The following is a 15,930-nucleotide window of genomic DNA, read 5'->3' as shown; positions in this document are numbered from 1 at the left end:
AAAATTGCTTTAAATTAGGGTCTAGATAACTTTAGCACTAAATTTTCTTACTAAAGTACACATGATTTTATATAAATCATTATCTTTGTTATTCCACCTAAATTCACACTCTTTTAAATGTAAAACAAACTTATCATCACTTAATCCGTTAAATTTTGCAAGTCTTCTTTTAGAGAAAGACCAAAATGACTCTATACCATTAACATGGTTTTTACCACGAGCAAACTCATTGTGAGAGTGATAAATACGATAGTGATCATAACCGTTTAGAATAAGCCCATCATATGCTTTCCATCCATCAGTATAGATTGTGCTGCTTTCGAGTATTTTGCCTTGTATTATAGGCATTAAGGACTCTTTAGAGCAGTTTGGTACAATAGAAACGTAGACTTTATTATGTTCATCGCGTTTTAAAACACCGAATACTGGTGTTTTACCAACTGCACCACGACCACGTTTACCTCGTACTCGTTTAGCTCCAAAATAAGACTCATCTAGTTCAAACTCTCCAGTAGATGCTAAGAATTTTTCATCAGATAATAGAATTATTTTACGAAATCTATCAAAATAGCGGTTAATTGTTACTCTGCTAACATTAGTTATTTTACTCGTATTTGTCGCTGTTAAATCCAAGCAGAAACACTTCAAAATCTCTCTAATTTTAGCATCTGAAATATGCGAACGTTTTTTATACCTTCCAAACATAGATAAAATATAGCTCCATCAATGATTTTTGACAAGCTAAAGTTATCTAGACCCTAAATTAATAGATTTTGGTTTCATTGAATACCAAGCAAATCTCCTTCTAAGTGCAAAATCTACCACTGCTAAACTTCTGTCTGCAGTATTCATTGTTGCAATCACAAAAAAGTTATCTGGAAGTTTGTTGATTTTAAATTCCGGAGAAATCTCAATTTCAATCTCTGATTCATCCATCTTATGTTCAAATAAGTAAAATATAGGACCTAAAACATTTGAAAGGTTTGCTCGATTTATTTCGTCAATGATTAAAACCACTTTTTCATCACTTTTGTCATTAGCATATTTCAATGCCTCTGTGAAACTTCCCAAGCTTTCTTTATAGCTAAGTGTTTCACTTTTTAAGTTTGGACGTATTCCATAAATAAAATCTGAAAAACTAGTTTCTGCATGGAACTGTGTAAAAAATGTTTTTGCCTTTATTTCTTTAGCAACCTCCTTTGCAGTTCTAGTTTTGCCAGTTCCTGGAGGGCCTTGAAGGACCAAATATTTTCTCTCACTTAAAAGGTTTTCAATTTCTTTAGTTCCATCAATGGTTTCCTTTTTAACAAAAGGTGCCAAAGCATCATCAATTGCTTTTCTATGGTCTTTATTAGATGGCCAATCTCTTAACTTTGCATAACTAGCGACGAAAGCAGAAATAATCTGCTTCCCTTCTTCACTTTCGGGATCATCAACGATTTGACAAACTGGTAAGACCTTTGTATAAATTTTAATGGTCTTTTTTATGTGTTGCAGGTCTTCGCCACCCGTAATTGTCTTAGGTAAATTTGTTTCTATATCTGAGAAATCTGATTTGCAAAAGCCTCTATCGTTCACGAGCTTAGAAAAAAGTCTTCTTAGTCCTGGATAGGTTGCTAGTTCATAGTCATTTTTAAATCCACTTGAACCAATTCCAAGACACACTAGCCAAGGTTTATCCTGATTATTGGGAAATATTGTTAATGAAAAGTCATGAAACGGTCCAGAGGTTTCTTCTTCAGGATGAATAAAACCAAAATAAGCACCATTGTCTTTTAATGCTTCTGGTCCAGTATTGTTTCGTTCAATAAATGACTTATTAAATTCATTATCCACTTTTGCGCCAAATTTTTTAGCTTCTTTCTTAATAAACTCTCTAACTTCTTTGATTTTATCACTACTCATAAAATTCCTTATATAAATTAGGTATAACGAGCATACTATTAGCTATATGTAATCCAAAACACTTACATAGCATTATCAATAACTTTATAGTTCGTAATTATAGTCATTTTCTGAGCCAATCCATCAAAATCAACCAATTTCCATTGCCAATTTGGTGAACCAACTGTCCCCGGAGTATTTAGTCTAGCTTCACGACCAAATTCTAAAATATCTTGTACTGGCAGGATTACATATTCAGCATCACAATTTAGTAAATACTTAATAATCTTTCTAAAAATATTTCTATTATTAGCTTTAAAATATTTCTTTAACAACTTTCTTTGATATCTATTTAGCTCATCAAAATACCATCCTTTGAGAGTATTGTTATCATGAGTTCCTGAGTATGCAATGATATTACTATCTTCAACAAACTTAGCTGTTTTAAAATCAAAATGAAAAGGAAATACTTTCATGCCTTTTAGCTTGTAGTGATCACGCAACTCAAGTACTTCAGGGCGTAAATCACCTAAATCTTCTGCAATAATATTAGCATCTGGAATACGCTTATAAACTGTATCAAAGAAATCATAACCAGGAGCCTCGATCCACTCACCATTTATAGCAGTCTTTTCACCTGCTGGTATCTTCCAATATGTATCAAAAGCTCTAAAATGATCAATCCTAACAATATCAAATAGCTTGAAGTTACCATTTAATCGATCTATCCAAAAATCAAAATTTGTTTCTTTGAGCTTTTCCCAATCATATAGAGGATTACCCCATAGCTGACCAGTTTCTGAGAAAAAGTCAGGTGGAACACCTGCAACAAAACTAGGATTTAGATTCTCGTCTAATAGAAATATATCTTGATGCTCCCAAACATCGGCAGAGTCAAAACCAAGATAGATAGGTAAATCACCCATTATTTCAATATTATTTTGATTAGCGTATTCCCTTAGCTCAAACCACTGCTTATAAAAGATAAACTGCAAAAATATTTGATAATCTATCTCGTTTTGAAATTGATTAAGTTCTATAGCTTTATCTTTGATCCAGTTTTTATATTCTTGCGACCAAAAATTCCAGGCTTGGTAATTATTAGCCTTTCTAAAAGCTTTAAAAATAGCATAATTTCTAACCCATGAGTTTTGAGCTATAAAATTATTATATTCTTGTTCAAACTTATCTTTTGAACTTTGAAAATTGCTAAATGCTTCTTCGAGATACTTATCTTTGAAATTACGAACAAGTTCATATTCAACTTTATCAGAGTTTACATTTAGACTTTTAAGAGATGATTCTTCAAGCAAACCATAATCTGCTAGTTTTTCTAAGCTAATATAGATTTCATCACCTGCAAAAGAAGAGCTTGACTGATATGGAGAGTTGCCAAAGCCTAGTGGCGTAAGTGGTAACACCTGCCAAATCTTAGTATTTGCTTGTTTTATAATATCAACAAATTCATAAGCACTTTTACCCAAATCACCAATACCATACTGACTTGGTAAACTTGAGATAGCTAATAATAATCCAGATTTTTTCATATACTCTCTCTACATCATAAAAAAATGCACATTGCGGTAACCAAATAGTACTAAAATATTCTAAGAGTGACAATCTCAACCGCAGTCATCCTATGACTTCACCATAGGATCCATTGGGTATAAGCTAAGTAAGTTATTGGATTCTACGATCAAGTCGTAGAATGACATATATTTATAACACTAATCATCCTTATATCACAAGTGTAATACAAGTCTAAATCTTCCAGATATCTCTGTTATAGTCAGCAATAGTTCTATCTGAACTGAAGAACCCAGCTTTTGCAATATTTACTAAAGCCATAGACATCCATTCTTTACGGTTTTCATAATCTTTGATCATTTGATCTTTAACTTTTGCATACTCTACAAGATCTATCAAAGTCATAAACCAGTCCTTATTAAGTAACTCGTTATACAACTCTTTTAAGTTAGATTTCTTACCAAGCTTAACAAGTTTTTTAGAGACTATAAAATCTACAATCGGCTTGATCGCAGGCTGCTTGTAATAATCTTTAGAAATATAACCACTAGTCTTGTATAAATTGATAATAGTGTCACTATCCTTACCAAAAGTGTAGATATTATCCTGTCCAACTAGCTCGGCAATCTCAACGTTAGCTCCATCCATTGTTCCTAATGTGATAGCACCATTTAGCATAAACTTCATGTTACCTGTACCACTAGCCTCTTTTGATGCTAGAGATATTTGCTCAGAGATATCAGCAGCTGGGATTAACTTCTCAGCAACACTTACATTATAGTTCTCAACAAACAATACTCTCATGTACTTATTCACATCAGAATCATTATTGATAAGCTCTTGTAAGCATAGTATTAGATGAATAATATCCTTAGCTATAATATAAGCTGGAGCTGCCTTACCGCCAAATATAAAGTTAACAGCTCTTGCAGGCTTAAGCTTACCTGATTTGATCTGCAAATATCTATGGATTATATACAAAGCATTCATTTGCTGACGCTTATATTCATGGATACGCTTGATTTGTACATCAAATATTCCATCTTTGATAAGCTCCACACCATAATGCTCTTTAGCAAATTTAATAAATTGTGCTTTTTTAACCTTTTTGATATCTTCAAGAGCTTTTAAAGTATCATCATTATCAAATTTTAGAAGTTTTTCTAAATCAGTAGCTTTAGTTTTAAAACTATCACCGATAACACTTTCTAAGTATTTTGTTAACTCAGGGTTAGATTGTAATAACCATCTTCTGAATGTTATACCATTAGTTTTATTATTAAATTTCTTCGGATAAATATCGTTAAAGTGCTTCAATTCATCATTTTTAAGAATCTCTGTATGAAGAGCTGCCACACCATTCACACTAAAGCTATAATGAATACTCATATGAGCCATATGTACAATACTTTGATCATCTATGATAGATAATTTCTCATCGATATGCTCTAGCTTAACTTTAGCATCTAAATATCTAATAATATCGATTAATTCTTGAGTTAGTACTTTTTTAAGATATCTTAGAGGCCATTTTTCTAGCGCTTCAGCCAAGATAGTATGATTAGTATACGCTACTGTTTTCTTAACTATTTCGATAGCTGCATCTATAGATAGTCCTCTAGTCATAAGCTGACGTACAAGCTCAGGAATCACTAAAGTTGGATGTGTATCATTAATTTGGATAGTTGCATGTTCATGAAGCTTGTCAATTGAGTAGCCTTTGTCATCCATATCAGCAAATACAAGATGCACAGCATTACTTACCATGAAATACTGTTGGAAAATTCTTAATAAATGTCCTGCTTCATCGCTATCATCTGGATATAAGAAAAGCGTAACGTTCTTTTCGATAGCTGTTTTATCAAAAGATATACCTTTTTTAACGATACTAGAGTCAACGCTCTCAGCATCAAATAAGCATAACTTATTAACAAAGTTATTTTGATAACCAACCATCTCAATATCATACATCTGAGATTGTATACTAAAACCATTAAAATCAATCTTATAAGCAGCCTTTCTCTTATTAAGCCAGCCTTTATCCTCTATCCAAGGATTAGGTGTTTCTTTTTGTAGATTCTTTTTGAATTTTTGCTTAAACAAACCATAATGATAGTTCAAACTAACACCCGTTGCAGGAATAGCTAATGATGCTATTGAATCTAAAAAGCACGCTGCTAATCTACCTAAACCACCATTACCTAGAGATGGTTCTGGCTCACACTCTTCGATCAAAGCTATATCCTTACCATTAGCCTCAAATAGCTCTTTAACATCATTATAAATTCCAAAATTTATAAGATTATTTGCTAGCATTCTACCAATCAAAAATTCACTAGATATATAATATATTTTCTTTTTAAAATCAGGCGTTGGTAGTTTTTCTGTTTGCTCTTTAACATAAGATAATAGTGCATAATATAGATCTTGATCACTTGCTTTAGCTATATCACATCCTAAAGCATCTTGTAAAAAAAGCTTGATTTGATTTTTGTTATCCATTTTTTTAGAAACCTTTGATAATAATTTATTGATAAAAAATAATTACATTAAAAATTATAATATCATTTAAGTATTTTTTTTGGTAAAAAAATATTGATTTTTTGAACTTTTTTGAAAGCCTATCAAACCAGTTGAGAATAAATTTGATGTATTTTATCAGCAGCTGCATTCCAATCTACTTTTTGCTGCATTGCAGTTTTTCTAACCCTCTTCCAGTCTGCTTTACGATTATATAATGCGAATGCTCGGCGTATTGCCAAAGTGAGAGATTCCACACTAAACTCATCAAAAACAAACCCTGTAGCCGTACCATCAGCTAAATTCTCTAATGAAGAATCTGTAACAGTATCTGCTAGGCCACCAACTTTGTGTACTAGAGGTAAAGTTCCATAAGTCAAACCATATAATTGTGTCAATCCACAAGGCTCGAAACGTGATGGTACCAATATCACATCAGAACCAGCAATTATACGATGTGCTTGGTTTTCATCATAGCCGATTTGTACAGCGATTGATTTAGGAGATTTCTTAGCAGCAGCTAAAAACGCTTCTTCCAAAGCTTTATCACCACTTCCTAACAAAACAATTTGACCGCCTCTACTAGTGATTTCACCTATTGCTTCAATTAAAAGGTTTAGGCCTTTTTGCTCAGTTAAGCGTGTTACAATTCCAAAAACCACTGCATCCTCTTTTTTCGCAAGTCCAGTCATTGCTTGTAGAGCTGTTTTACATTTTGCTTTACCAACATTCGCTGTAGTAACTGAATAGTTAGCTTCTATAAGAGTATCTTTTTTAGGATTCCATACTTGAGGATCTACACCATTAAGTACTCCATATAGATCATTATGACGATCTGCAAGTAGTCCTTCTAATCCACATCCCTGCTCATAAGACTGAATCTCTTTAGCATATGTAGGACTTACTGTGGTGATCTTATCAGCAAAATATAGACCCGCCTTCATAAAAGATACTTGACCGTAAAACTCTAAACCATTCATACTCAAGAATATACCTGGTAAATCTAACTCCGCAAAAACACTCATTGGGAAAAGACCTTGATAAGCAAGGTTATGCACAGTGAACACTGTTTTTACAGCTTTTTTGCCAGATGCCAGCTCACTTGCTTTAATATAAGCAGGTACTAATCCAGCATGCCAGTCATGACTATGAACAACTTCTGGCTTCCACTTAGCATCCAAGCCTTCAGAAATTCTTGCCGCTACCCAACCCAATAAAGCAAATCTGAGATAATTATCTGCATAAGCTTGATTACTACTATCTGCATACGGATTACCTGGACGAGCAAATAAACTAGGAGCATCTATTACATATATGTCGATTTTAGTATTAGGAATCTTAGCTAAAAATATGTTTATCTCTTCTGCACCAAAACGAGAAGGGATATTAATCAAAAGCTGCTTATCCTTAATAGCATTCATAAATGCCGGAAATCCTGGAACCAAAACCCTACTATCAACTCCAAAACTAGCTAATGCAGGAGGCAAAGCAGCTGTAACATCTGCAAGACCTCCTGTTTTTAGAATTGGATATAATTCACTACATACATGTAAAACGCGCATAAGCTTCTCTTATTTTTCTTTTAGTTCATCTATCATTTTTTTAGTTACTAGTACAACACCCTTATCAGTTCTGTAGAAATTCTTAGCATCTTCTATAGGATCTTCACCAATAACCATACCAGCTGGAATATCACAACCTTTATCAATCACAACTTTTTTCAGACGGCAATTTTCACCTACTACCACCTCAGGCATTATCACGCACTGATCAATCTCACAACCTGCTGAAACTATAACTTTTGAGAACATCAGAGATTTAGAAATCTGTGACCCTAATACTATACATCCTCCAGATGTCAAAGTATTTGTAATCACACCATGATTACCCTTTCTATCTGGCACAAACTTAGCCGGTGGAAGCTGCTCTTGAGCTGTCCACACAGGCCAATCTTTATCATAGATATTCAACTCAGGCATATTAGCTGCTAGATCAAGGTTAGCTTCCCAGAATGCATCTATAGTACCGACATCTCTCCAATATGGTTCAACACCCTCACCTCTAGGTACACATGACATACTAAATGGATGTGCTAAAGCTTGATTTTCACTAACAACTCTTGGAATTATATCTTTACCAAAGTCATGGCTTGACTCTTTGTTTGCAATATCTTCTTCAAGTAAATCATACAAATAGTCAGAATTGAATATATATATACCCATACTTGCATAACATCTATCAGTAGTACCAGGAATTGTTGGTGCATTTTTCTTAGGCTTTTCGATGAAACTAGTAATTTTACGATCTTCATCAATACCCATAATACCAAATGCATACGCTTCTTCTTCAGCAATCTCAACACATCCTACAGTACACTTATAACCACTTTGAGCATGATCCCTTAGCATAACTGAGTAGTCCATTTTGTATATATGATCACCAGCTAGAACTATGACATACTCAGGACCATAAGAGCGTAAAATATCAATATTTTGATATACCGCATCGGCAGTACCACGATACCAATGCTCTTCATCAACCCTTTGCTGAGCTGGTAATAAGTCTATAAACTCATTTAACTCACCGCGTAAGAAGCCCCAACCACGTTGGATATGACGAAGTAACGAGTGCGATTTGTACTGTGTAACCACACCAATTCTTCTAATACCAGAGTTTAAGCAGTTGGATAGAGCAAAGTCTACAATTCTAAACTTACCACCAAAATAAACAGCTGGCTTAGCTCTAGTATCTGTTAGATTATATAAACGAGAGCCACGCCCACCAGCTAATACAAGTGCCATCGCTTTTTTATATAATTGATGTGATGATGAATTATGATTATCCATGATAATTAACTCCTTAGTGTTAATGCATTTTTAAATTAAGTTACTACAGTTGGTTCAGTCATTCCTGTCAGAGATTTGATATTGGTTAAATCTCCAGCAATATCTATCAGACTAGCTAAAGCTTGTTGTGTAGGTGTATTAAATTTGGAAGAATCCGACTCATATTTCTCTAAATATATACGTAAAGTAGCTCCCTGTGTTCCTGTACCTGACAACCTAAACACAATCCGAGAACCATCTTCAAAAATAATTCTTATCCCCTGATGGTTAGAAACTGAACCATCTATTGGATCTGTATAACTAAAATCATCTGCTTTAGCCACTTTCTCACCATTTAATTGAGTTCCTGCAAGACTAGATAATTTATCTCTTAAAGAACTCATGATTGAGTTAGCAATCACAGTATCTATAGCTTCATAATCATGTCTTGAATAGAAGTTACGACCAAATTTTTGCCAATGTTCTTCGACCAACTGATCAATTTGCTTACCTGTTGCAGCAACTAAATTCAACCAGAACAATACTGCCCAAACCCCATCTTTCTCACGGATATGATCTGAACCTGTTCCATAACTCTCTTCACCACATAGTGTGATTTTCTGAGCATCTAATAAATTACCAAAGAATTTCCATCCTGTTGGAGTCTCGAAACAAGGTAGACCTAATGACTCTGCCACCCTGTCAACTGCTGTTGATGTAGGCATTGATCTAGCAACACCTTTAATTCCTTTTGAATATGCAGGCATAAGATGCGCATTTGCAGCCATAATTGCTAGACTATCTGAAGGTGATACATCTATTTGTTTGCCTACAATCATATTTCTATCAGCATCACCATCTGAAGCTGCACCGAAATCATAATTACCACTACGCATGTGCTTGACTAAGTCTTCGGCATTTACAGGATTTGGATCCGGATGAAAACCGCCAAAATCTTCAAGTGGTTCAGCATTAACAACTGTACCAGCCGGAGCTTGCAAAAGAGTCTCAAAAATATACTTTGCATAAGGACCAGATACTGCACTCATAGAGTCAAAACGTACCTTAAAGCCATTTGCAAATAATTCACGAATTTTATCAAAATCAAATATTTGTTGCATTAACTCAGCATAATCAGTCACTGAATTAATAACCTCAACGGTTGTATTTTCAATTTTGTATGTGCCTATCTTATTTAAATCAACACTATCTTTAGGTGCGTCACTTATCAAGTATTGACCAATCTTTTTAGTTTCTGAAAAAATTCTATCTGTAATTTTCTCAGGTGCTGGACCACCATTAGAAACATTATATTTGATACCAAAGTCTCCTTTTGGACCACCTGGATTATGACTAGCCGATAAAACAATACCGCCAAAAGCTTGATACTTTCTGATAACACAACTAACAGCTGGCGTAGAAAAGATACCATTTTGACCAACTATAATTTTACCAAACCCATTAGCCGCAGCCATCCTAACAATAATCTGTACTGCCACATCATTATAGTACCTACCATCGCCACCAACAACTAGAGTCTTGCCTTGTATATCATCCAAAGAATTAAATATAGATTGTACAAAATTCTCTAAATATCCTGGTTGCTGAAAAGCGGTAACTTTATTACGCAGACCAGATGTTCCTGGTTTTTGATTTTCGAAAGGTTTAGTAGATACAGTTTGAATAGCCATTTCTTTACCTTAGTTATTAAGTTAGTTTAATGAGTAAAATAAGCAACAATCTCTTACCAAATTTAGGATCAGGTAACAGCCTATACAATTCATCTTATCACTATATCTATGAATTTAAAATAACCAATAACTGTATTATTACTAAAATTATTTTTTATATTAATTATTCAGTTTACTAAGTTCTCATAAACTATTAAGATTGTAATTATAGAGATTTTTGGTGCTCACAAGCATCCAAGCTAGAAACCATGTGGATTCTATACTTTTTGATTAGGAGCTTTTATGAAAAACGTAAATTCAAAACAAAATAATCACTCTACTATTGGCGAGCAAGATATTCATTTCTTCCATGAAGGTAAGCACATATATGCTTATGAGTTCATGGGTGCTCACAAGGCATCTGAAAATGGAATTGATGGTATTAGATTTACAACATGGGCTCCAAATGCAAAAAGTATTTGTGTCATTGGTGATTTTAACCACTGGCAAGTTGAAGATAAAAATTATATGAAACGCATTACCGATGCTGGACTATGGAGCGTATTTATCGCAGATGTAAAAGATGGTGATAAATATAAGTTTGTAGTCACAAATAAAGATACTAATCATTATGTATATAAAAGTGATCCTTATGCTTTTTCCTCAGAATTAAGACCAAACACAGCCTCTGTAATAAGTACGCAAACCACTTACAAATGGCACGATGAGAAATGGTTAAAAAAGCGCGCTACTGCTGACTACTATAATAGTCCAATGAACACCTACGAACTTCACTTAGCATCATGGAAAACTAAAGATGATAGGTTTATGACTTATGAAGAGATTGCTGAAGTATTACCCAAATATGTCAAGGATATGGGATACACACATGTTGAGTTTATGCCGTTACATGAGCATCCACTAGATGCTTCGTGGGGTTATCAACCAACAGGCTTTTACTCAATTAATAGTCGTCACGGTGATTTAGTAGGTTTGAAGCACCTGGTTGATAGGCTTCACACTCATGATATTGGTGTAATCCTAGATTGGGTACCGGGACACTTCTGTAAAGATCAACATGGCTTAATCAACTTTGACGGTAGTGCATGTTATGAATACCAAGAGCCTACAAAAGCTATAAATAAAGGTTGGGGAACGCATAATTTTGATCTAGGTAGAAATGAGGTCAAATGTTTCTTAATATCAAATGCCATGTACTGGATCAATGAATTTCATATCGATGGACTTCGTGTAGATGCAGTATCGAATATCTTATACCTAAACTATGATAGAGAAGATGGTCAGTGGGTACCTAACATTCATGGTGGACATGAAAATTTAGAAGGTATTGCTTTCTTAAGAGAGCTCAATGGTGTCTTAAAACATACTTGCAAAGGAGTAATCACAATTGCTGAAGAATCATCATCTTGGCCAAATATCTCCACACCTGTTGAACAAGGTGGGTTAGGATTTGATTTCAAATGGAACATGGGTTGGATGAACGATACACTACGCTATATTTCATTAGACCCTGTCTATCGCAAATATCATCACAACTTAATTACTTTCTCTATGGTATACCACTATTCAGAGAAATTTATTTTGTCTATATCTCATGATGAAGTTGTACATGGTAAGAAGTCATTGATAAATAAAATGTGGGGCGATCTGTGGAATAAGTATGCTGGACTTCGCTTATATATGTCATTTATGATTGGACATCCCGGTAAAAAACTCATATTTATGGGTAGTGAATTTGGTCAATTTATCGAATGGCGAGAGTATGAACAACTACAATGGCAAGTTGTTGATGAATATCATACGCATAGAGAAACATTAAATTTCTTTAAGAAACTAAATGAATTCTATAAAGCTGAAACTGCACTATGGGAATGTGATTATGATCATAAAGGCTTCCAGTGGATTGATGCAAACAACTCTGAACAAAGTATTTTGTCTTTTGTTAGATCAAACAAGGATGGTAAAGAAAAGCTAATATTTGTCTGTAACTTCACTCCAGTGACATATTACGACTATCACATAGGGGTTCCTGATGCAGGATCTTATATTGAAGCATTTAACTCTGATGATCTTGAATTTGGTGGCTCTGGTCAACTTATTGCTGATGAAATATTTTCAACTCCTGAATCATCGCATGGTTTTGACCAAAGGATTACAATAAAAGTCCCTCCAATGGCCACTCTTGTTCTCAAACTCAAAAAATAAAGCTATAATGGCTTAACCAAATTATTCACAAACATATTAATTTAACTTAAAGTTGTAGATATGCAGTCATCAAATAATATATGGATAGAAAAAAATAATATTTTCGAAAAATTCAATGCCGAATATACACTCGATCAAGATCCAGATACAAATAGTATTAGATTTAGAATCAATGCACATGGCTTCTCATATGGATATGTTATAGGACATTTCAATCATTGGAAAAAAGAAGATAGATATAAACTTGTATGGGAAGCAGATCCTGACGATGGTAGCCTATGGCTAACAAAAAATGTACTTAAAATCTCTAGTCTTATCAATGGTTCAAATCAATACTCTTTTGTATTAGTTGATTTAGAAGGTAATGAAAGAAGACTATCAGCAAGCAATCGTGCTTTTGAACCATTAACTTTCAATTGGTGTGTAAACCCTCAGATTCTTTCAATAAAGGCATCTGAAGACTATATAGTACCAGGTTATAAAGTAGACCTAGTTGCAATAACAGAATCATTGACAAAAAAGAGAAGTATTGTAGATGTTACATGGCGAGTAGAACCTAAATCAAAGCTTATTGAAATCAAAAACAATCAACTAATTATTGATCCAGCAATAACTGATATTAGTGAAGTTAAAGTTTTCTGCAGTAGCAAAAACAATCCTAATCATAGAGCGGAAAGAGTTTTTAGAATAGCTAGAGAACCTAGAGAAGGTCAACTTGTTCATTTTGTCAAAAAGGATGATCAATACTTAGGACAGGACTTTAGTTGGGAATTATGGACATATGATGAAAAAGGTAAAACACGTCCTAAATCATTATCCAAAAAAAGTGATTTTGGCTTATATGCTGATTGTGTAAATAAGAATATTATTGCTCGCAAAAGAACATGGAATATGTATTGGCAAAATGATTGGGCTGAACAAACAGGCTCATTCAAAACAAATGAAGAGCATGATAATTTTTATATAGTTTATGGTGATTATGACATCTATACATCACTAAATGATGTTATTAACCGAACTAACGCTAGAATAAATTATGCAGTATTAGATGAACCTAATAAAATTGAGGCATACCTATCTGATACGCCTCTTGTCGGCACTATATTTGAACTATGGATCAACTCAAAAAAAGTAACCCATGCGGTAAGTATTATCAAATATAAATCTAAAAAAGTTATATTTACTAATTTGCCTACAGATTTAAATCCTAGTGACTTGATAGAGATACGTGCAAATAATACCTTTATGCCAACTAAAGTATGTATCGGAAACTTCTTGGATAAATATTATTACCCAAATAATGATATGGGTGTGACATTTTCTAATGATATTGTATCTTTTAGAATATGGGCTCCGACAGCAAAACACGTTGAGCTTTTGATATATCATGAAGATGATAATGATAAGCATGAGATGCCAGATGATGCATTTAATCTAATACCTGAGCCAGAGTATGGTACTCATAGTGTAAGTATTGCTAGAGAATTCTGTGAGAATAAGTTCTATCTGTATAGATTTTATTTTGATGATATAGACTATCGTGGTAATAAATATACAAAAATAACTTATGCTATCGATCCTTATGCGGTTGGACTTGGTGCTAATGGTAGAAAAGGCTTTATACTCGATCTTAACTCCGAAGATCTTGCTCCTGAAAGCTGGAGAAACAGCTACTTCCATACACCTAAGAATCCTCAAGACACTATTATATACGAACTACATGTTAGAGATTTTACAATCAGCCCTGACAGTAATATCCCAGATAATATTCGTGGAAAATTCTTAGGTACCGTATATGAAGGATCTGAGATAACCAGTCCAGATGGTGAGCTATCTGTTTCAACAGGTATAGATAGTCTTCATGAACTTGGTGTAACCCATGTGCATCTATTACCAATATTTGATTTCTCATCAGTTGATGAGTCAAATGCTAATATCAAAGATAATAGAAATTGGGGGTATGATCCGCAAAACTATAACGCTCCTGATGGAAGCTACTCTATCAACCCTTTTGATCCAACCCAAAGAATCAAAGGTGCTAGAGAGATGATTGCAGGATTCCATAACAAAGGTATTGGTGTAATCATGGACATGGTATACAACCATATGACTGATACATCGAACTTTGACAGTATCGTTCCAAAATACTATTTCAGAACAGATAGCTTAGGCCATTTTACTAATGGTTCCGGATGCGGTAATGAGCTTGATACCGAAAAGCCAATGGTACGTAAGTTTATTAAAGATTCTGTTTTGCATTGGGTTAAAAACTATAAAGTCAATGGACTAAGATTTGACTTAATGGAACTAATCGATTTGGATACTATCAAAGAGATTACTGAAGAAGTAAAACAAATAGATCCAGGTATTATAGTCTATGGTGAGCCATGGAAAGCTGGTGATTCACCTCTTAGAAATGGTACCTACAGAGGCACACAAAGAAACCAAGATTTCTCTGTATTTAATGATGCCTTTAGAGATGCTATTCGAGGTAATAATAGTCCAGGTAATGGCTATGTTAATGGTGATGCTCATAATCCCGCTAATATTGGCAAGGTTATGGAAGGATTAAAAGGATCCATACATGATCTAACTGCTAACCCTAAAGAAACTATCAACTATGTTGATGCTCATGATAACTATACACTTTGGGATCAAATAGAGAAGAGTTTGAATAGAAATATACAAGCTGGTAACTATAGACAAAACATCCAAGAGAATATCTTTGACAGTCGTAGAGTTCGCCAGAATAGTTTAGCTCTTGGCATAGTATTGACATCTCAAGGTGTACCATTCTTACATGGAGGTTGTGAATTTCTTAGAACAAAACAAGGCGATCATAACAGTTATAAAAGTAATGATGATATCAATGCTTTCCACTGGCAAGACAAATTACAATACAAGCCTTTTTTTGATTATGTGAAAGGACTTATAAAGATAAGAAAAGAACACCCTGCTTTTAGAATGACTTCTCCTGAAGATATTAGTAAACATCTAATTGTTTCAGCAGCATACCATGATCTTCATTCTGGAGTTATCGTATCTCATCTTAAGGATAATGCTAACGGCGATATGTGGAAAAATATAGTTGTAGTGTATAATGCGACAGCTATAGAAAATTACGATATCAATGATATTGTCCCTATTACCGAAACTAATGAGTGGCATGTTGTCGCAAATCATGAAAGAGCTGGTACGGAGACTATAGAAAAAACAACTAAAGGCAAGCTCCCTCCTCTTAGAGCATACTCAATGTTAATTATTCATAGCTAAGGAAA

Annotated in this window: 9 protein-coding genes; 2 read left to right on the top strand and 7 right to left on the bottom strand. The window is 34.0% G+C overall.

Annotated elements, in window-relative coordinates; all coding sequences use genetic code 11:
• Positions 1–21: 21 nt before the first annotated feature.
• The 7 genes from IMS64_RS02300 to IMS64_RS02270 form a co-directional block, all read right to left on the bottom strand.
• A complete protein-coding gene (locus IMS64_RS02300) occupies positions 22–705 on the bottom strand; it encodes an IS1595 family transposase (protein ID WP_200404587.1) in 684 nt (227 codons plus the stop codon).
• 42 nt (positions 706–747) lie between these two features.
• Complete coding sequence (locus IMS64_RS02295; protein WP_211490778.1) at positions 748–1,905, bottom strand: McrB family protein; 1,158 nt, start codon at positions 1,903–1,905, stop codon at positions 748–750.
• A 62-nt stretch (positions 1,906–1,967) separates the two neighbouring features.
• Positions 1,968–3,431: a 4-alpha-glucanotransferase gene (malQ, locus tag IMS64_RS02290; RefSeq protein WP_211490777.1), complete on the bottom strand. Its 1,464-nt coding sequence runs from the start codon at positions 3,429–3,431 to the stop codon at positions 1,968–1,970.
• A gap of 214 nt (positions 3,432–3,645) precedes the next feature.
• The gene (glgP, locus tag IMS64_RS02285; protein ID WP_211490776.1) at positions 3,646–5,913 is read right to left on the bottom strand and encodes a glycogen/starch/alpha-glucan family phosphorylase; all 2,268 of its coding nucleotides are present in this window, start codon (positions 5,911–5,913) and stop codon (positions 3,646–3,648) included.
• A gap of 122 nt (positions 5,914–6,035) precedes the next feature.
• Positions 6,036–7,493, bottom strand: coding sequence for a glycogen synthase GlgA (gene glgA / locus IMS64_RS02280; protein WP_211490775.1), 1,458 nt, complete (start codon positions 7,491–7,493; stop codon positions 6,036–6,038).
• 9 nt (positions 7,494–7,502) lie between these two features.
• A complete protein-coding gene (gene glgC / locus IMS64_RS02275) occupies positions 7,503–8,777 on the bottom strand; it encodes a glucose-1-phosphate adenylyltransferase (protein WP_211490774.1) in 1,275 nt (424 codons plus the stop codon).
• Between the two features lie 35 nt (positions 8,778–8,812).
• A complete protein-coding gene (locus IMS64_RS02270; RefSeq protein WP_211490773.1) occupies positions 8,813–10,447 on the bottom strand; it encodes an alpha-D-glucose phosphate-specific phosphoglucomutase in 1,635 nt (544 codons plus the stop codon).
• Positions 10,448–10,729: 282 nt separating this feature from the next.
• On the opposite strand from IMS64_RS02270, the gene glgB reads away from it, so the two are divergent.
• The gene (gene glgB, locus IMS64_RS02265) at positions 10,730–12,652 is read left to right on the top strand and encodes a 1,4-alpha-glucan branching protein GlgB (RefSeq protein ID WP_200166114.1); all 1,923 of its coding nucleotides are present in this window, start codon (positions 10,730–10,732) and stop codon (positions 12,650–12,652) included.
• A 60-nt stretch (positions 12,653–12,712) separates the two neighbouring features.
• Positions 12,713–15,925 (top strand): type I pullulanase, encoded by a 3,213-nt coding sequence (gene pulA, locus IMS64_RS02260; protein WP_211490772.1) that lies wholly within the window; start codon positions 12,713–12,715, stop codon positions 15,923–15,925.
• Positions 15,926–15,930 lie beyond the last annotated feature (5 nt).

Origin of the sequence: Francisella philomiragia (assembly GCF_018135955.1) — a bacterium.
GTDB lineage: Bacteria > Pseudomonadota > Gammaproteobacteria > Francisellales > Francisellaceae > Francisella > Francisella philomiragia.
The sequence above is the reverse complement of the archived record's forward strand: the minus strand, read 5'-3'. Positions and strand labels throughout refer to the sequence as shown.